The organism is Streptomyces sp. NBC_00203 (assembly GCF_045206325.1).
GTDB lineage: Bacteria > Actinomycetota > Actinomycetes > Streptomycetales > Streptomycetaceae > Streptomyces > Streptomyces lutosisoli.
This window is the reverse complement of record NZ_CP108126.1, coordinates 6,320,148-6,337,708: the sequence shown is the minus strand read 5'-3', so window position 1 is coordinate 6,337,708 and position 17,561 is coordinate 6,320,148. Positions and strand designations below refer to the sequence as shown.

Here is a 17,561-nt window from a genome sequence, read left to right as displayed (position 1 = left end):
CGGCGGCTCGCCGCCGGGCAGGCTAGCGATTATGACCGAACGCATCACGCTCACCGGTCCGTCGGACGAGACGTCCGACGGCGACCGGCTGCCTCCCGCGCGCTTCGCCCTCGACGGGCAGACGTGGAAGGAGATCGCTCATCTGCTGGCCAATCTGCCGGTCTCCATCTTCAGCTTCGTGTACGTCGTGACGTTGGTGTTCACGGGCGCGGGGCTCGCGGTGACGGTCGTCGGGCTGCCGCTGCTCGCGGGCGGGCTGGCGGGCGCGCGTCTGCTGGGCAAGGCCGAGCGGGCGCGGGCGCGGGCGCTGCTGGGTGTGCGGATCGACGAGCCGAGCCCGATGCCGGTGAGCGGGACCGGCTTCTTCGGCTGGCTGTGGTCGAGCCTGAAGGACCCGGTGGCCTGGCGGACGGTGCTGTACGACTTCATCCGGCTGCCGTGGGGCATCGTCACTTTCACGGTCATGTCCGTGTCGCTGTTCGTCCTGTGGCCGGTGCTGCCGTTCATCGCGCGGGGGCTGACGAACGTGGACCGCGCCATGGTGCGCGGGCTGCTGTCGCCCTCCGACGAGCTGGAGCGGCGGATCGCCGAACTGGAGTCCGACCGGGGGGTTGTGGTCGACCACGCCGCGGCTGACCTGCGGCGCATCGAACGCGATCTGCACGACGGGGCGCAGGCCCGCCTGGTCAACCTCGCGATGGGGCTCGGCCTGGCCAAGGAGAAGCTTCTGGAGGACCCCGACGCGGCGGCGGCGATGGTCGACGAGGCGCACGGCGAGGTGAAGCTCGCGTTGCAGGAGCTGCGCGATCTGGCCCGCGGCATCCACCCGGCGGTGCTCACCGACCGGGGTCTGAACGCGGCGCTGTCGTCGGTCGCCTCGCGCTGCACCGTGCCGGTGAAGGTGTCGGCCGCGCTGGAGACGAGACCGGCCGCGGCCATCGAGGGCATCGCCTACTTCACCGTCTCCGAGCTGCTGCAGAACGTGAGCAAGCACAGCGGGGCGCGGTCCGCGTCCGTCGACGTGTGGCGGGCGGACCAGCGGCTGCTCATACAGGTGTGGGACGACGGGCGCGGCGGGGCCGGCCTCGACGGCGGCACCGGGATGGCGGGGCTCGCGGACCGGCTCGGTGCGGTCGACGGGCTCTTCGTCATCGAGTCGCCGGCCGGCGGTCCCACCGTCATCACGGCGGAGCTGCCGTGGCGGGACCGGCAGGACCAGCCGAGCCCGCCCGCGCGGTAGCGGTCCGTACGACCCCGGCTCGCACGGCAGCCGTGCGTACGGCTCCGGCTCGCCGCTCGGGTTCCGGGAGGCCTCCGGCCCGCCGCTCGAAGTGCCGGTGCGGCTCCGGCCCGCCCCTCAGGATGCGGCCCACTGCCCGAGGTAGGGAAAACCCCCGCTCCAAGACGCCGACCCGCTCCATGGCCGATGGGCGCCCCGGACAGCAGGGTGAAGGTACGAGTCGGCGAGCAGGACGAGCAGAACGGACGGGACCGATGGCCACGGAGTACGGACAGGGATACGGGCACCGGAACGGGCCCGGGTTCCACGGGGCGGGCGCCGATGAGCGGCGGCACCGTCTCCCGGCCCCGCTGCGGGCGCCGATCGAGGCCCGCAGCTGGCGTGAGTTCGGCTATGTGATGCTGAGCCTGCCGCTCGGGATCATCATGTTCACGTTCGCCGTCACGATGGTCTCGCTCGGCGCCGGCCTGCTGATCACCTTCCTGGGGATACCGGTACTCGCCGCCGCCCTCGCCGGCTGCCGCGGCTTCGGCGCGCTGGAACGGGCGCGGGCGCGCGGGCTGCTCGGCATCGAGGTGGCCGAGCCGGAGCCGCTGCGTATGAAGAAGCACGGGGCGATGGCGTGGATGGGCGCGGTCCTCAAGAGCGGTGCGTCGTGGCGGCATCTGCTGTACGCGGTGCTCCAGTTCCCGTGGTCGGTGTTCTCCTTCGTGGTGGCGCTGAACTTCTGGGCGTACGGGTGGGCGCTGCTGACGTATCCGCTGTGGTTCTGGCTCTTCCCGATGTACGGCGGGCAGGGCGGGCTTCAGTTGTACGGCGACGGCACGCACTCCATCTACCTCGACAACCCGTTCGAGATCACGGTGACCGCGCTGGTGGGGCTGCTCTTCACGATGGCCACGCCGTGGATCGTGCGGGCGCTGACGATCGTGGACCGGCTGATGGTGCGCGGGCTGCTCGGCCCGTCGCGGCTGGCGACGCGGGTGGTGGAGCTGGAGTCCGACCGGGGGGTCGTGGTCGACCACGCCGCGGCTGACCTGCGGCGCATCGAGCGCGATCTGCACGACGGGGCGCAGGCCCGGCTGGTCGCGCTGGCGATGGACCTGGGGCTGGCGAAGGAGAAGCTGACCGAGGATCCGCAGGCCGCGGCGCGGATGGTGGACGAGGCGCACGGTGAGGTGAAGACGGCCTTGCAGGAGCTGCGGGATCTGGCCCGTGGGATCCATCCGGCGGTGCTGACCGACCGGGGTCTGGACGCCGCGCTGTCGGCGGTGGCCTCACGGTGCACGGTGCCGGTGCGGGTCGAGGTGGATCTGCCGTCACGGCCGGCGCCCGCGATCGAGGGGATCGCGTATTTCACGGTGTCCGAGCTGTTGCAGAACATCAGCAAGCATGCGCGGGCGGGCAGCGCGAGCGTGGATGTGTGGCGGGTCGAGGACCGGCTGATGATCCAGGTCTGCGACGACGGTGCGGGTGGGGCCGATGTCTCCGGGGGGTCGGGGCTGGCTGGGCTGGCGGAGCGGCTGGATGCGGTGGACGGGATTCTGGTGGTGGATTCGCCGGTGGGTGGGCCTACTCGGGTTACCGCGGAGCTGCCGTGGCGGGGGTGAGTCGGTACGTCGGTCGGTACGGCGGGTTGGGGTAGGAGGGTTTTCGCCCCCGCCGCCCCTACCCGTCCCATCCCGTTCCTGGGGGCTGCGCCCCCAGACCCCCCTAAAAGATTGCGCAGTTCCCCGCGCCCCTGAAAGACGGGGGTAGTTCGTCGTCTGCGGGACGGTGGGGGCTGATCGCGCCGTTCCCCGCGCCCCTAAAAGACTTACCCGGGCACAGGCCGGTGCGAATGCTGGAATGCTGGGGGCCTGACGTACGAGCGGGGACGAACCCGGCACTGTCCGGGCTCTGGGGGGCCGAGAATCGTGGAGGACAGGGTGCGGGTGGTCATCGCCGAGGATTCAGTGCTGCTCAGGGAGGGCCTGACCCGGTTGCTGACCGACCGTGGGCATGACGTCGTGGCCGGTGTCGGCGACGGCGAGGCGCTGATCAAGACCATTACCGAGTTCGCGGCGCAGGACGCGCTGCCGGACGTCGTCGTCGCCGATGTACGGATGCCGCCGACGCACACCGACGAGGGGATCAGGGCGGCGGTGCAGCTGCGCAAGGCGCATCCCGGACTCGGTGTGCTCGTGCTGTCACAGTACGTGGAGGAGCAGTACGCCACCGAACTGCTGGCCGGTTCGAGCCGCGGCGTCGGCTATCTGCTCAAGGACCGGGTGGCCGAGGTGCGGGAGTTCGTGGACGCGGTGGTGCGGGTGGCCCAGGGGGGTACCGCGCTCGACCCGGAGGTCGTGGCGCAGCTGCTCGGCCGCAGCCGCAAGCAGGACGTGCTCGCGGGGCTCACCCCGCGGGAGAGGGAGGTCCTGGGACTGATGGCCGAGGGGCGGACGAACTCGGCCGTCGCCCGGCAGCTCGTGGTCAGCGACGGCGCGGTCGAGAAGCACGTCAGCAACATCTTCCTGAAGCTGGGCCTGTCTCCAAGTGACGGGGATCACCGGCGTGTTCTGGCCGTACTCACCTACCTGAACTCATGACCACCTGACACTGTGTCAGTTGTTGAGTGCGACTCGATGTGCCACGAGGAGCCTGGAACCAGCCCTGGAACCAGCCAGAGCCATCCAGGGCCCACCTAGAACCAAAGGATGAGCGGGGAGCGTCTTCCAAGGAAGGACCGGGGGCGGGTAAATCATGACAAGTCAGGGCGTCCGGCCGTCTCAAAATGGTGTCCATCATGCGAATGGCCGCAGGAAGGCGACCCTTACCGACGTAGGGTTGAAAAGGGAAGGGCCTGCGGGAAGGCCGCTCCCAGACAGCCGCCTCGAGGGAGGTCCAGTTCAGTGACGAGCCAGGTCAGTAGCCCAGCGGAGCACGCCGATGGAGCCGTCGTAGGAGAACAGCGAAAACCGGCGGGGGCGAAAGACGTCCGCCGGCTCGACCGGGTGATCATCCGGTTCGCGGGTGACTCGGGTGACGGTATGCAGCTCACCGGTGACCGCTTCACCTCCGAGACAGCTTCCTTCGGCAACGACCTCTCGACCCTTCCGAACTTCCCCGCCGAGATCCGAGCGCCCGCAGGCACCCTGCCGGGCGTTTCGTCGTTCCAGCTGCATTTCGCGGACCACGACATCCTCACGCCCGGTGACGCGCCGAACGTCCTGGTCGCGATGAACCCCGCCGCTCTGAAGGCGAACATCGCCGATGTGCCGCGCGGCGCGGAGATCATCGTCAACACGGACGAGTTCACCAAACGGGCGATGTCGAAGGTCGGCTACGCGGCCAGTCCGCTGGAGGACGGATCGCTCGACGGCTACAGCGTCCATCCCGTCCCCCTCACGACGATGACGGTCGAGGCGCTGAAGGAGTTCTCGCTCTCCCGCAAGGAGGCCGAGCGCAGCAAGAACATGTTCGCGCTGGGTCTGCTGTCGTGGATGTACCACCGGCCCACCGAGGGCACCGAGAAGTTCCTTCAGACCAAGTTCGCCAGGAAGCCCGACATCGCGGCCGCGAACATCGCCGCGTTCCGGGCGGGCTGGAACTTCGGTGAGACCACCGAGGACTTCGCCGTCTCCTACGAGGTCGCTCCGGCCGCCCACACCTTCCCGACCGGCACCTACCGCAACATCTCCGGGAACCTGGCGCTGTCGTACGGCCTGATCGCGGCCTCCCGGCAGGCGGATCTGCCGCTCTACCTGGGCTCGTACCCGATCACGCCGGCCTCCGACATCCTGCACGAGCTCAGCAAGCACAAGAACTTCGGCGTACGCACCTTCCAGGCCGAGGACGAGATCGCGGGCATCGGCGCCGCCCTGGGCGCGGCGTTCGCCGGCTCGCTCGGCGTCACCACCACCTCCGGCCCCGGTGTGGCGCTGAAGTCGGAGACCATCGGGCTCGCCGTCTCGCTCGAACTGCCGCTGCTCGTCATCGACATCCAGCGCGGCGGTCCCTCGACCGGTCTGCCGACCAAGACCGAGCAGGCCGACCTGCTGCAAGCGATGTTCGGGCGCAATGGCGAAGCGCCGGTTCCCATCGTGGCTCCTCGCACCCCGGCCGACTGCTTCGACGCCGCCATCGAGGCCACCCGGATCGCGCTGACGTACCGCACGCCCGTCCTGCTGCTCTCGGACGGCTACCTCGCCAACGGCAGCGAGCCGTGGCGTATCCCCGACACCGACGAACTCCCGGACCTGCGCGTGCAGTTCGCCCAGGGCCCCAATCACACCCTCGACGACGGCACCGAGGTGTTCTGGCCCTACAAGCGCGACCCGCAGACCCTCGCCCGCCCCTGGGCCATCCCGGGCACGCCCGGCCTGGAGCACCGCATCGGCGGCATCGAGAAGCAGGACGGCTCCGGCAACATCTCCTACGACCCCGCCAACCACGACTTCATGGTCCGCACCCGCCAGGCCAAGATCGACGGCATCGACGTCCCCGACATCGAGGTCGACGAACCGTCCGGCGAGGCCACCACCCTCGTCCTGGGCTGGGGCTCCACCTACGGACCCATCACCGCCGCAGTACGCCGGCTGCGCACCGCCGGGGAGAACATCGCGCAGGCCCATCTGCGCCACCTCAACCCCTTCCCGCGGAATCTGGGCACCGTGCTGAAGCGTTACGACAAGGTGGTGATCCCCGAGATGAACCTCGGCCAGCTCGCCACCCTCATCCGGGCGAAGTACCTGGTGGACGCGCACTCGTACAACCAGGTCAACGGCATGCCGTTCAAGGCCGAACAACTCGCCACGGCTCTCAAGGAGGCCATCGATGGCTGAGACGTCCACGGAAGGCACGGGCACGATCGAGGCGCTCTCTCTCGTTCCCAAGGCCGAGGCCAGGCAGTCCATGAAGGACTTCAAGTCCGATCAGGAAGTGCGCTGGTGCCCCGGCTGCGGTGACTACGCGATCCTCGCGGCGGTCCAGGGCTTTATGCCGGAACTGGGCCTGGCCAAGGAGAACATCGTCTTCGTCTCGGGCATCGGCTGCTCGTCGCGCTTCCCGTACTACATGAACACCTACGGCATGCACTCCATCCACGGCCGCGCACCCGCCATCGCGACCGGACTGGCCTCCAGCCGCCGGGACTTGAGCGTATGGGTCGTCACGGGTGACGGCGACGCGCTGTCCATCGGCGGCAACCATCTCATCCACGCCCTGCGCCGCAACGTCAACCTGAAGATCCTGCTCTTCAACAACCGGATCTACGGCCTCACCAAAGGCCAGTACTCCCCCACCTCCGAAGTCGGCAAGATCACCAAGTCGACGCCGATGGGTTCGCTGGACGCGCCCTTCAACCCGGTGTCCCTGGCGATCGGCGCGGAGGCGTCCTTCGTCGCCCGGACGATCGACTCCGACCGCCAGCACCTCACCGGGGTACTGCGCGAGGCCGCCGCCCACCCCGGCACGGCACTCGTGGAGATCTACCAGAACTGCAACATCTTCAACGACGGCGCCTTCGAGGCACTCAAGGACAAGCAGCAGGCCGAGGAAGCCGTCATCCGCCTCCACCACGGACAGCCGATCCGCTTCGGACCGGACGGCGCGCGTGGCGTCGTACGGGATCAGCGGACCGGCGATCTGAAGGTCGTCACCGTCACGCCGGACAACGAGTCCCAGATCCTGGTCCACGACGCCCACTCCGCGTCCCCGACCACGGCCTTCGCGCTCAGCAGGCTCGCCGACCCCGACACCCTGCACCACACACCGATCGGCGTGTTCCGCTCCGTGGACCGGCCGGTCTACGACACGCAGATGGCCGACCAGCTGGACACGGCCATCGAGCAGAACGGCAAGGGCGACCTGGCCGCACTGCTCGCCGGCGGCGACACCTGGACGGTCGTCGGCTGAGTCCGCCGAGTCCGCCGACGGTTTACGAGGCCCGGGCCCTGACGGCCCGGGCCTCGTCGTATGTCCGGCGGGCCTTCTCCACGTCGGTCATGCGCTCGCTGGTCCACAGGGCCAGCCCGCGGACCTGTTCGGCAGCCTCGCGGCCCAGGTCGGTGAGGGAGTAGTCGACGCGTGGCGGGATCACGGGCTTGGCGTCACGATGGACGAGACCGTCGCGCTCCAGGGTCTGGAGGGTCTGGGTGAGCATCTTCTCGCTGACGCGGCCGATGGCGCGGCGCAGCTCGCTGAAGCGGTAGGAGCGGTCCAGGAGCTCGATCAGGACGAGGACGCCCCAGCGGCTGGTCACGTGCTCCAGGACCAGGCGGTACGGGCACGTCGCCTCGCCGGTGTCGTACTTGCTCGACTTGCCTGACTTGCCTGACTCACCTGACTCGCCCGACTTGCTCGCGACTGAGGTGTCGGCTGCTGCTGCGGTACTTACGGCCATGCCAGTACCTTACTTCAAAGTGGGTACTTTCGTAGAGTTAGCGCACCTCCTATGGTTAGTGGCAGACCCACCCCACAAGGAGTTCACTCATGAGCATCGTCGTCACCGGAGCCACCGGACACCTCGGTCGTCACGTCGTCGAGCAGCTGCTGGAGAAGGTCCCGGCCGACCAGATCACCGCCGTCGTCCGCGACAAGGAGAAGGCCGCCGACTTCGCGGCCCGCGGTGTGAAGCTCGCGGTCGCCGACTACAACACCCCCGGGACGTTCGACGGCCTCTTCGCCGCCGGCGACAAGGTGCTGCTGATCTCCGGCAACGAGTTCGACAAGGGCCGCGTCGGCCAGCACCAGGTCGTCCTCGACGCCGCCAAGGCCGCCGGGGTCGCGCTCTTCGCGTACACCAGCGCCCCGGGCAGCCTGACGGCCGCCCTCGCCGACGACCACCGGGGCACCGAGCAGGCGATCGTCGCGTCCGGTGTGCCCTACGCCCTGCTCCGCAACGGCTGGTACAACGAGAACTACACCGAGAACCTCGCCCCCGTCCTCGAGTACGGCGCCGTCACGCAGGCCGCCGGCGAGGGCAAGGTCGCTTCCGCCGCGCGCGCCGACTACGCGGCCGCCGCCGCCGCCGTACTCACCGGCGAGGGCCACGAGAACAAGACGTACGAGCTGAGCGGCGACACCGCGTGGAGCTTCGCCGAGTACGCCGCCTCGGTGGCCGAGTACGCCGGCAAGGAGATCGCCTACAACGCCGTCCCCGTCGAGGTCTACACCGGCATCCTGACCGGCGCCGGGCTGCCCGGGCCGTTCGCCGCGATTCTCGCGGGCGTGGACGTGTCCATCGAGAACGGCGAGCTGGCCGGCACCCCCGGTGACCTGTCCCGGCTGACCGGCCGTCCGACCACGCCGATCACCGAGTCGATCGCGGCGGCGCTGAAGGGCTGACTCCCCCTCGGGCCTGGGCGCCGCCTTCCCCACCCCCACCCCTGCCTGTCATGACCGTATGGCGATACGGGCATGACAGGCAGGGGTGCTCGGCGCTACCTTCTTCCGTGCCGCTCCGCACCATGGGAGCGGCCGTGTGACGAGAGGGAGGCGCCGGTGGCCGGGAAGCCGAAGGGCGAGCAGCACATAGGTCTGCTGAACGGCTTCGCCGCATACGGCATGTGGGGGCTCGTCCCTCTCTTCTGGCCCCTGATGAAGCCCTCCGGCGCGGTCGAGATCCTCGCCCACCGGATGGTGTGGTCCCTCGTCGTCGTCGGCGCCGTGCTGCTGGTGATGCGGCGCTGGGCCTGGGCGGGCGAGCTGGTGCGTCAGCCGCGCAAGCTCGGCCTCGTGGCGATCGCGGCGACGGTCATCACCGTCAACTGGGGCGTCTACATCTGGTCCGTGAACAGCGGACACGTGGTCGAGGCGTCCCTCGGCTACTTCATCAATCCGCTCGTCACCATCGCGCTGGGTGTGCTGCTTCTGAAGGAACGGCTGCGGCCGGTGCAGTGGGCGGCGGTCGGTGTCTGTTTCGCCGCGGTCGGTGTTCTGACGATCGGATACGGCCGTCCGCCGTGGATCTCTCTCTGCCTCGCCTTCTCCTTCGGTACGTACGGGCTGGTGAAGAAGAAGGTCAACCTCGGCGGTATCGAGTCGCTCGCCGCCGAGACCGCGATTCAGTTCCTGCCCGCGCTGGCCTATCTGCTGTGGCTGGGGGCGAAGGGGGAGGCGACCTTCGCTACGGAGGGTGGGGGGCATGCGGCGCTGCTCGCGGCGACGGGGGTGGTGACCGCGCTTCCGCTGGTCTGCTTCGGTGCGGCGGCGATCAGGGTGCCGTTGTCCACGCTGGGGCTCCTCCAATACCTCGCCCCCGTCTTCCAGTTCCTCCTCGGCATCCTCTACTTCCATGAGGCCATGCCGCCCGAGCGCTGGGCCGGGTTCGCGCTGGTCTGGGTCGCGTTGTCGCTGCTCACGTTTGACGCGTTGCGTGCCGCGCGACGGGGGGCTCGTGCGCTACGCGCCTCGGCCAACGCCAACCCCAACGCCTCCGGCGACACGGTGAGCCCGGCGCGGGAGCCCGCGTAGGGTTTTCGCCCCCGCCGCCCCTACCCGTCCCATCCCCAGGGGCTCTGCCCCTTCGACCCCGTTCGGTTGTGTGTCGGGTGCGGGTGGATGGGGGCTGGTCGCGCAGTTCCCCGCGCCCCTGACGGCTCGGGGCTGCGCCCCTTCGCCCCAGGCCCGCCCCGGGTGCTGTTGTCTTTTGTCTTTAGGGGCGCGGGGAACTGCGCAATCTTTTAGCGGGGTCTGGGGGCGCAGCCCCAGGGATGGGACGGGTAGGGGCGGCGGGGGCGAAACCCGTGGTGAGGGCGTGTGCGGCCGCCGGTGTGGAGCCCGAGCGCACCCGGGCCGCCACGGCTCTCGGCATGCGCGTGCCGGCGGCGATGTCGGCCGCGACGTGGGAGCGCAGGGCGCCGACACGGGCCAGGTGATGCTGCAACTGGTCCGCGGTGAGCCCCTCGACGGGGACGCTCACCGCGGACCGTACGGCGGCCGGGTGTGTGGGGACAGGAGCGGCACCCTGGGCGGTGACGCGAGTGCGCGGGCGGCCGTCGCGGTCGGTTCCGCCGGGCCGGACCGTGCGCCAGCTCATCGTGCCGGTCAGCTCATTGACGTACACCTCGGTGCGCGGGCGCGGTGCACCTCTTCGCGGTGAGCGGCGGCGCGCGGCCGCGGCCCGGTCGCGGTCGTCACTGGCCATGGGCGCGCGGGCTCTGGGTGTAGGGGTTGTCCGCCAGGACGCGGGCGCGTTCGGCGAGGCGGCCCATGCGGGTGCGGGCCGATTCGAGCTGCTCGATGTCGTCGGCGGCGGGGCCACCGTCGGCCGTGAGCTCGGTCCACACACCGATCAGGTCGCGTCCGAGGTGCAGACCCTGCAAGGGGTCGCGGACGGCGCGCCAGGCCGCGGCCGCGCTCTGTACGTTGCCGTACGCGGCGCGCGGGTCACGGTGGCGACGGCGGACCCTGGCGAGGTCGAGCGACAGGTGGAACGACCTGAGCGCGTCACCGGCCAAGTAGGCGATGTACGCGGTCAGTTCGCGCAGCTTCAGCACCTCCTGGTGCTCCTCGCCCAGCGACTGCGCCGCCTCCGCGACGGCTCGCTCCGCCATCCCCGCGGCCGCTTCGATCCGGCCCATCTTCACGGCCTCGTTGATCCGCGCCACGGGCTCCACGAGGAACGCCGCCGCACCCTCGCCCTCTCCCTCCGGAGCCGTACTCGGCGCCAGCACCGCCTCGGCGACGGCGTCGAAGCCCCGCACCGGAGCGGGCTTCGGCTCCGGCTCGGGCTCCATCAAGGACATGGCCTCCATCGCGGGGACCGGCTTCCGCACGGGAGCGGGCTCGGCCACCGGAGCCGGCCCGAACTCCCCGGTCGGCGCCGCCACGACCCCGGCCGCCGACTCCGGCACCGCCCGCAGCACATGCGTCGCCGCGGCCCCGGGCAGCGGCTTGGGCTCCGGCACCGCCCGGAGGACGAAGGTCGACGGGGTGGGGGTGGGGGGCGGAGTGGGAGTAGGACTGGGCGTGCTCGGCGCGGGGGAACGTACGGGTTCGGGTGCGGGTGCCTGAACGGCGGACGCCGCGGGGCTCGCCGCCGGCTCCGGCATCGGTGTCGACGTCTGCACCGGCTCGGGCTCCGGCGTGGGCGCAAGTGCGGGTGCGGGCTCCGGCCTCGCGACAGGCGCAGGTGCGGGCGCGACCGCCGGCTCCGGTGTCGGCTCCGGTACCGCTCGCAGCACGTACGTCGCCTTGTCCCGACGCGGGGCCGGCGGAGTTTCGGGTGCCACGGGCGCTCCGGTCGGCGGCTCCTCCTGCACCCGCGCAGCGGATACGGGAGCCGGCGGAACCGGTGCGGACGGCGGCGCCGGCGGCTGCGGCTGCTGGACCTGGCGGCGCGGCTGTGGCTGCGGCTGCTCCTCCCCCGTACTCCCCACGGCCGAAGTGCCCGTCCCCGCGCCCACCCGCACCGGCTCCCCGGCATACCGGCTGGAGCCGTCGACGTACACCTGGAGCGGTACGACGAAGCCGATGCATTCGTCGTGGATGGTGGCGAGGACGGGGTGGCCGGTGGCGAGGGCGAGGCGGTGGAGGTAGTTCAGGACGGCGGCCTGGACGGTCTCACCGGGGGCGGCCACGACCGGCATCCCGCCGACCGTGGCACCCCCCGCCGACCCGGCTGTAGGCGCCGGCACATGCACCTCGATCGGTGTCACCCCGGCGGCCTGTTGCCCCCCGGGCACGGCACCGGCCGCGCGCTGCCGCTTGAGTTCCCGCTTCTGTTCGCGGCTGAGTCGAGACATCGGTTCCCTCACTCGGGGTGATCAGGGGAGGAAGGGGTGGACGGAGAGGAAGAAGAGGAAGACGGGGACGGCGGGACCGCGGCCTCCACCGCCGTCACCTCCGCCACGTGCCACGGCTCTCCGCGGCCCGTTCGCGTCAGCTTGAGGAAGACGTTGGCGCGCGGACCCGTGCCCGTCCAGCCGTCGCGGCCGTGCGCCGAGCCCTCGACGAAAAGGGCGCGGTAGGCCAGGACGGCCGTGTCGGTGGGGCCGTCGCCGTCGTCGTCCGAGGTCACGTCCACCGTGGTCCACGCCTTGTGGCCGGCCCAGGTGTTCCAGTCGTCGCCCGCCCCGCTCGCGGGCCGGTACGACCGCTCGGCGGCGGCCTTCTTCGCCGTGAACCAGCGCGCCGAGCGCAGCACGGCGTCGTGCGGACCGGAGTCGTACTTCGTGTCGTAGCCGTACGCCACTTCCGCCCACGCCTCCGACACCTCCGTCGCATTCGTCCCGTCGACACCCGACGGGCTCGGCACCTGTGCGTCCGCTCCCAGCGGCTTGCCCGACGGGAGCGGCGCCTTGGGCGCGACCGACGGCGCCGCGGAGGGCGACGAACCGGCGGCGCCCACGGACTCACCCTGGTCCCGCAGACCACAGCCCGTCAACGCCAGCAGCCCCGTGACGGACACGACCACGGCGATGATCGTCCTCGTACGCATCCTCGCCTCCCTCCTCACTTCAGCCCCAGCCAGGGTGCCGGATCCACGTACTTGCCGTTCTGCATGACCTCGAAGTGCGCGTGCGGTCCGGTCGAGTAGCCGGTGGAGCCCACCGCGCCGACCCGCTGGCCGACTGTCACCTTCTGTCCGACACTGACGTCAATGGCGGACATGTGGTTGTACGTCGTCGAGATCTGGTCGCCATTGATGGTTCCGTGGGAGATGACCACACGGTTGCCGTAGCCGTTGGACCAGCCGGCCGAGGTGACCGTGCCGTCCCGGGCCGCCTTGAACGGCGTACCGGCCGCGGCGCCGAAGTCGATGCCGGTGTGCAGCTTGTAGACGTGCAGGATCGGGTGCATGCGCATGCCGTACGGCGAGGTGACGGGCGGGTTGCCGCCGATCGGCATCGCCATCTGCTGCCCGGCCGGGATCTTGCCCGGCGCGTCGTCGATCGACTCGTACTTGGATATCAGCGACTTGATGCGGGCGACGTAGTTCTGGGTCTCGGTGTACGGCGGCATGCCGTGGTACTGGTGCACCGCGCCCGGTCCCGCGTTGTACGCCGCGAGCGCGAGGTCGAGGGTCTCGCCCGACGCCTCGCCGCGGTTCTTGTAGCCCTCGACCTGCTTGGCCAGGGCGCAGTCGTAACGGCCCTGGGCCATGATCGCGTCCCCCGGGTCGTACGGGGATATTCGGCCGTTGCCGTCGTCGTCCCGGCCCCAGGTCGTCCAGGTGCCGGGCATGAACTGTGACAACCCCTCGGCGCCCACCGGCGACTGGGCGTTGGGGTTCCAGCCCGACTCCGCCTCGATCTGCGCGGCGATGACCGCGGGCTTGATGACGTCGCACAACGCGCCCGCCTTCAGGACCCAAGGCACGTACTGCTGCGGGACGGTGCCGTCCTTCAGTCCGCCTCCCGTGCCCGACCCCGTGTCCGCCTCGCTCGGCGATCCGCTCACCGCCACCATCATGACCAGCGGCATGATCACCGCGGCGAGACAGCCGCCGACCACCCAGGTCATGGTGCTTCCGCCCCCGTTGGACATCGGCTCCCCTCAGCCTCAAGATCCGGTCGTGTACATGCTGTTGAGTCTCTCGGCTCCCACCCGTTTCCTGCGTCACCACGGCGTCACAGGCTCGTCCCAGGAACTCACGCCCCGTTACCTAACCTGTCCGGGCGCCGTGAAGATCGGTGAGCCGAAGGTCCGACGACGGAGACAGAGGAGAGTGGCGATGCAGGGGGTGGCGATGCGAGGGGTGGCAATGCAAGGGGTGGCAATGCAAGGGGGCGAGCGGCAGGGGCCCGACGGACCCGAGGTCTGGATTCGCGGGCCGGTCGGCGAGGCGGAACCGCAGCAGCGGGACGAGCCCGCCGAACTCGCCGTGAGCGCACGGCGGTTCGCCTGGGTGGCCACGCACGGCGGGGCCGGCGCCTCGACGCTCGCCGCCGTCTTCGGCGGCCATGACGCCGGCCGCAACTGGCCGCGTCCCGACCAGGGTGAACCGGGGTCGGTGCTGCTCGTCGGGCGTACGCACGCGGCCGGTCTGGACGCCGTCTCGCACACCCTCGACATCTTCCGGCGCGGCGACGCGCCCCCAGGGCTCGACCTCGACGCCATCGTGCTGGTCGCGGACGCGCCCGGACGGCTGCCCCGTCAACTCACCCAGCGCATCAAGGTGATCAGCTCCGTCATCGACGTCTACCGGGTGCCGTGGATGCCCGCGTGGCGCACCGGCGAGCTCACCGTGCCGCTGCCGCGCGAGACGGCGGCGCTGGCCCGGCTGACCGCTGCCCCGCCCGCCACCCCGAGGTGAACTCCATGAACTCCACGAACTCCGTGAACTCCCCGGATTCTCCGAACTCCCCGAATTTCCCAAGGAGAACGCAGTGAATGCTGTCCATACGGCGAGCGGCCTCCTGCTCGCCGATGCCTATACCCCCGGCGGCGATGTCACCGGTCCGCTCAACCAAGTCCTCGGCTACATGGCCTGGTTCGTCACCGTCGCGGCGGTGGCCGGGCTGCTCATCATCGGTACACGCATGGCGATCTCCCTGCGCAGCGGCGAGGGCCAGGAGCATCTGACCCAGTTCGCCGTAGTCATGGGCGCCTGCGTCATCGGTGCCACGGCCGGGCCGATCGTGTCCTTCGTCTACGCCTGAGCAGACCCTCTTCCCACCGAACCCCCGTCCATTGGGCGGGGGTTCGGCGTGTCCGGGCTGCCGCGCCCGGGCTGCCGTCTCCGATGTCCCGTCGGCACCCCGGTCATGACGATCTCTTCCCGTCTGTCACGGACACGTCACCGACAGGTGCTGGATCACTACATCGCTTGGCCGGAACCCACAGCAGTCGCCAAGCTCACTGTGCAACCGGGAACTCGGGCGTCGCAAAAGCCCTCACGCATCCCTCAAGCATTCACGAGCACGCTGACGGACCGTCAAGCACCGCTCACATCAGGCACGTTGTCGGCCGGCAGCCGACCACATCGGGGAGAAGCCATGTTCAAGGCAATAGCCGCCAAGGCCCACGAGTACGTCTATCTGGCGGACGGCACCGTCCCCAACCCCAACCGCGACGCGCCCGGCGCGCTGACCGGCAAGGTCGACACCGTCCTCGGCATCCTCGCCTGGGCCGGTACCGCGGCGGGTGTCGCGGGTGTGCTCATCACCGGCGCGATGATGGCGATCTCGATGCGCCGCGGCGAGGGCTCGGAGCACATGGGCCGCCTCGGCATGGTTCTCGGCGGCTGTGTCCTGGTCGCCACCGCGGGTCCCGTCGTCACCTTCGTCTTCGCCTGATCCACGTCCGGTCAGAACCTGATTCGAAGGGAGCGCGACCATGCTGAATTCCGGCCGGTCCCGTGGGGGCAGCGGGGAGTGGGAGCAGCCGTTCTGGCAGCAGCGAGGCTGGATCCTGTCGGCCGGGTTCCTGCTGGTGCTGCTCGTCCTCGCCGTCTTCACGATGGTGAGCAGCGGTGACGAGGACCCGGCGGGCGCGTCGGCCGCCCCGAGCCCGACACCGAGCGCCACCAAGGACAGCGACGGCGGCGGCAACGGATCGAACGCCCGGCCCGCCGGCTGCCGCACCGACGACAGCGACCAGGCCAAGCCGGCCAAGGCGCCCGCGGACTTCCGCTGGAAGGCGGACGGCACCGGCCTGGTGCCCGTCTCCAAGACCGCGGGCCCGCTCAAGTACGACGGGCCGGTCTGGTCCTGCTACGCGCACACGCCGATGGGGGCGGTCCTCGCAGCCCACGCCATCACCGACCACCTCAGCTACCCCGGCTGGCGCGAGGTCGTCGAGCGGCAGGTCGTCCCCGGCACGGGCCGGGACGCGCTGATCGCCAGCCGTTCCCAGGAGGACGACAAGCCCACCTCGGGCAAGGCCGACGCCGGCGGTTACGCCGGATTCTCGGTCCTCTCGTACAACAAGGATGAGGCGACCTTGATGTTCCTGCTCCGCAGTCCCAACGCCGGTACCTACGGCTCCGCGTCGGTGACCGTGCGGTGGCAGGACGGCGACTGGAAGCTCGCGCCCGACCCGGACGGCACGGTCTACTCGGGGATGGCGCAGGTCAACGGCACCACCGGCTTCGTCACCTGGGAGGCCTGAGATGGCCTGCACCTTCAAGGTCTACGACTGCCTGGGCGACGGCCTGAAGTGGGGCCTCGGGCAGACCGGTGAGGCACTCGCCAACGGCGCCGTCGAGACCTTCGCCAAGGCGATCGGCGAGGGCGCCTCCGAGGTCCTGAAAGCGCTCAACGGCGTCTGGATGGGCATCAAGATGAACGACGCCGGGGGCCCGGCCACGACCATCATGAACGAGACGAGCTGGCTCGTCGGTTATGTCGCCGTCGCCTCCATCCTGTTCGCCGCGATGCGCACGGCGATCGACCGCAAGGGCCAGCCCATGAAGCAGGCGTTCATGGGCATGTGGAAGGTCATCCTGGTCAGCGGGATCGCCGTGTCGGTCGTGCAGTCCCTCAATGTGGCGTCGGACGCGTACGCCGCGGAGGTCTACGGCAAGTCCCATCTCGGCGACAAGGCGGCCGAGATGCTCGGGGTGATGGTGCTGGAGCAGCCCGGCCTCGTCCTGATCTTCGGCCTGCTGGTCATGCTGTCGAGCTTCGTGCAGATCTGTCTGATGTACATCCGCATCGGCGTGCTGATCATGCTGATCGGCACCCTTCCGCTCGCCGCCGCCTCCTCGATGACCGGGTGGGGGGAGGGCTGGTGGAAGAAGCACATCGGCTGGCTCGCGGCCTGGCTGCTCTACAAGCCGGCCGCCGCCCTCATCATCTACTCGGCGACGACGATGACCAGCACCAAGAACGCGAACGGCGACGCGGACCTCAACGCGACCATCGCGGGCATGGGCATGCTGATCCTCTCGGTCTTCGCACTGCCCGCGCTGCTCAAGCTGATCGTTCCGGCGACGGCGGCGCTCGGCGGCACGTCGGGTGGCACGATCGCCCTCGGCGCGACGAACAACATCGCCAGCGGCGCCGTCAGCATCGCCGCGGGCAGCGCTGGGGGCGGCGGAGGCGGGGGTGGTGGCGGCGGCTCGGCCGGCCCGCAGGGCTCCCCGTCCTCGGGCGCCGGCAGCTCTGCCGGAGGCGCCTCGGCCGGGGGCGCGGGTGGCGCCGCCGGTGGCGCGGGTATGGCCGCCGCGGGTGCGGCCACGGGTGGCGCGGCCCTCGCGGTGCAGGCCGCCGCGGTCGTCGTACAGACCGGTGTCCAGGCGGCGTCGCAGGTCGCGGGCTCCCTCGACGACAACGACGGGATGAAGGGCCACAACCAGTAGGCCCGCCAGATGCCGGGGTTCGGGGCGCCGACCGTCCCGAACCCCCATCCCGTACTCCCGTTACTCCCGAACTCCCGTACCCATCAAGCATTC

The 17,561-nt window shown here is 70.4% G+C and carries 17 protein-coding genes; 12 read left to right on the top strand and 5 right to left on the bottom strand.

Translation table 11 applies throughout. The features are described 5' to 3' along the window. Positions 1 to 31 precede the first annotated feature (31 nt). The 5 genes from OG975_RS28385 (at position 32) to OG975_RS28365 (ending at position 7,135) form a co-directional block, all read left to right on the top strand. Entirely contained in the window at positions 32 to 1,240 is a 1,209-nt protein-coding gene (locus OG975_RS28385; protein ID WP_406332219.1) for a sensor histidine kinase, read from the top strand. A 254-nt stretch (positions 1,241 to 1,494) separates the two neighbouring features. Then, positions 1,495 to 2,850, top strand: coding sequence for a sensor histidine kinase (locus OG975_RS28380; RefSeq protein WP_406332218.1), 1,356 nt, complete (start codon positions 1,495 to 1,497; stop codon positions 2,848 to 2,850). Positions 2,851 to 3,168: 318 nt separating this feature from the next. Then, complete coding sequence (locus OG975_RS28375) at positions 3,169 to 3,828, top strand: response regulator (RefSeq protein WP_406336508.1); 660 nt, start codon at positions 3,169 to 3,171, stop codon at positions 3,826 to 3,828. A 303-nt stretch (positions 3,829 to 4,131) separates the two neighbouring features. Further along, positions 4,132 to 6,063, top strand: coding sequence for a 2-oxoacid:acceptor oxidoreductase subunit alpha (locus OG975_RS28370; protein ID WP_406332217.1), 1,932 nt, complete (start codon positions 4,132 to 4,134; stop codon positions 6,061 to 6,063). Continuing rightward, positions 6,056 to 7,135 (top strand): 2-oxoacid:ferredoxin oxidoreductase subunit beta, encoded by a 1,080-nt coding sequence (locus tag OG975_RS28365; RefSeq protein WP_406332216.1) that lies wholly within the window; start codon positions 6,056 to 6,058, stop codon positions 7,133 to 7,135. Before OG975_RS28370 ends, OG975_RS28365 begins: the two co-directional genes overlap by 8 nt. A gap of 22 nt (positions 7,136 to 7,157) precedes the next feature. Here OG975_RS28365 and OG975_RS28360 read toward each other — a convergent pair whose 3' ends face one another. Beyond that, on the bottom strand, positions 7,158 to 7,622 hold the full coding sequence (locus tag OG975_RS28360; protein WP_406332215.1) for a winged helix-turn-helix transcriptional regulator: 465 nt from the start codon (positions 7,620 to 7,622) through the stop codon (positions 7,158 to 7,160). Between the two features lie 89 nt (positions 7,623 to 7,711). On the opposite strand from OG975_RS28360, the gene OG975_RS28355 reads away from it, so the two are divergent. Both OG975_RS28355 and rarD read left to right on the top strand, forming a co-directional pair. Further along, positions 7,712 to 8,566, top strand: coding sequence for an SDR family oxidoreductase (locus OG975_RS28355; RefSeq protein WP_406332213.1), 855 nt, complete (start codon positions 7,712 to 7,714; stop codon positions 8,564 to 8,566). A gap of 156 nt (positions 8,567 to 8,722) precedes the next feature. Further along, the gene (rarD, locus tag OG975_RS28350) at positions 8,723 to 9,694 is read left to right on the top strand and encodes an EamA family transporter RarD (protein WP_406332212.1); all 972 of its coding nucleotides are present in this window, start codon (positions 8,723 to 8,725) and stop codon (positions 9,692 to 9,694) included. A gap of 181 nt (positions 9,695 to 9,875) precedes the next feature. Here the strand turns inward: rarD and OG975_RS28345 are convergent, their stop codons facing one another. From OG975_RS28345 to OG975_RS28330, 4 genes are read right to left on the bottom strand one after another with little or no spacing between them, the layout of a single operon-like run. Further along, complete coding sequence (locus OG975_RS28345; RefSeq protein ID WP_406332211.1) at positions 9,876 to 10,367, bottom strand: hypothetical protein; 492 nt, start codon at positions 10,365 to 10,367, stop codon at positions 9,876 to 9,878. Further along, a complete protein-coding gene (locus tag OG975_RS28340; protein WP_406332209.1) occupies positions 10,357 to 11,967 on the bottom strand; it encodes a hypothetical protein in 1,611 nt (536 codons plus the stop codon). The genes OG975_RS28345 and OG975_RS28340 overlap by 11 nt, the downstream gene beginning before the upstream one ends. An 8-nt stretch (positions 11,968 to 11,975) precedes the next feature. Beyond that, positions 11,976 to 12,662: a hypothetical protein gene (locus tag OG975_RS28335; RefSeq protein ID WP_406332208.1), complete on the bottom strand. Its 687-nt coding sequence runs from the start codon at positions 12,660 to 12,662 to the stop codon at positions 11,976 to 11,978. A gap of 14 nt (positions 12,663 to 12,676) precedes the next feature. Next, a complete protein-coding gene (locus OG975_RS28330; RefSeq protein WP_327430892.1) occupies positions 12,677 to 13,711 on the bottom strand; it encodes a peptidoglycan DD-metalloendopeptidase family protein in 1,035 nt (344 codons plus the stop codon). Between the two features lie 232 nt (positions 13,712 to 13,943). Between OG975_RS28330 and OG975_RS28325 the strand changes: the two genes are divergently transcribed. From OG975_RS28325 to OG975_RS28305, 5 genes are all read left to right on the top strand, one after another. Further along, a complete protein-coding gene (locus tag OG975_RS28325) occupies positions 13,944 to 14,480 on the top strand; it encodes a DUF6668 family protein (protein WP_406336507.1) in 537 nt (178 codons plus the stop codon). 73 nt (positions 14,481 to 14,553) lie between these two features. Continuing rightward, positions 14,554 to 14,826, top strand: coding sequence for a hypothetical protein (locus tag OG975_RS28320; protein WP_406332207.1), 273 nt, complete (start codon positions 14,554 to 14,556; stop codon positions 14,824 to 14,826). A 336-nt stretch (positions 14,827 to 15,162) separates the two neighbouring features. After that, positions 15,163 to 15,462, top strand: a complete 300-nt coding sequence (locus tag OG975_RS28315) for a hypothetical protein (RefSeq protein WP_369261268.1) — start codon at positions 15,163 to 15,165, stop codon at positions 15,460 to 15,462. Between the two features lie 40 nt (positions 15,463 to 15,502). Continuing rightward, a complete protein-coding gene (locus OG975_RS28310) occupies positions 15,503 to 16,276 on the top strand; it encodes a hypothetical protein (protein ID WP_406332206.1) in 774 nt (257 codons plus the stop codon). Between the two features lies 1 nt (position 16,277). Then, a complete protein-coding gene (locus tag OG975_RS28305; protein WP_406332205.1) occupies positions 16,278 to 17,468 on the top strand; it encodes a hypothetical protein in 1,191 nt (396 codons plus the stop codon). Positions 17,469 to 17,561 lie beyond the last annotated feature (93 nt).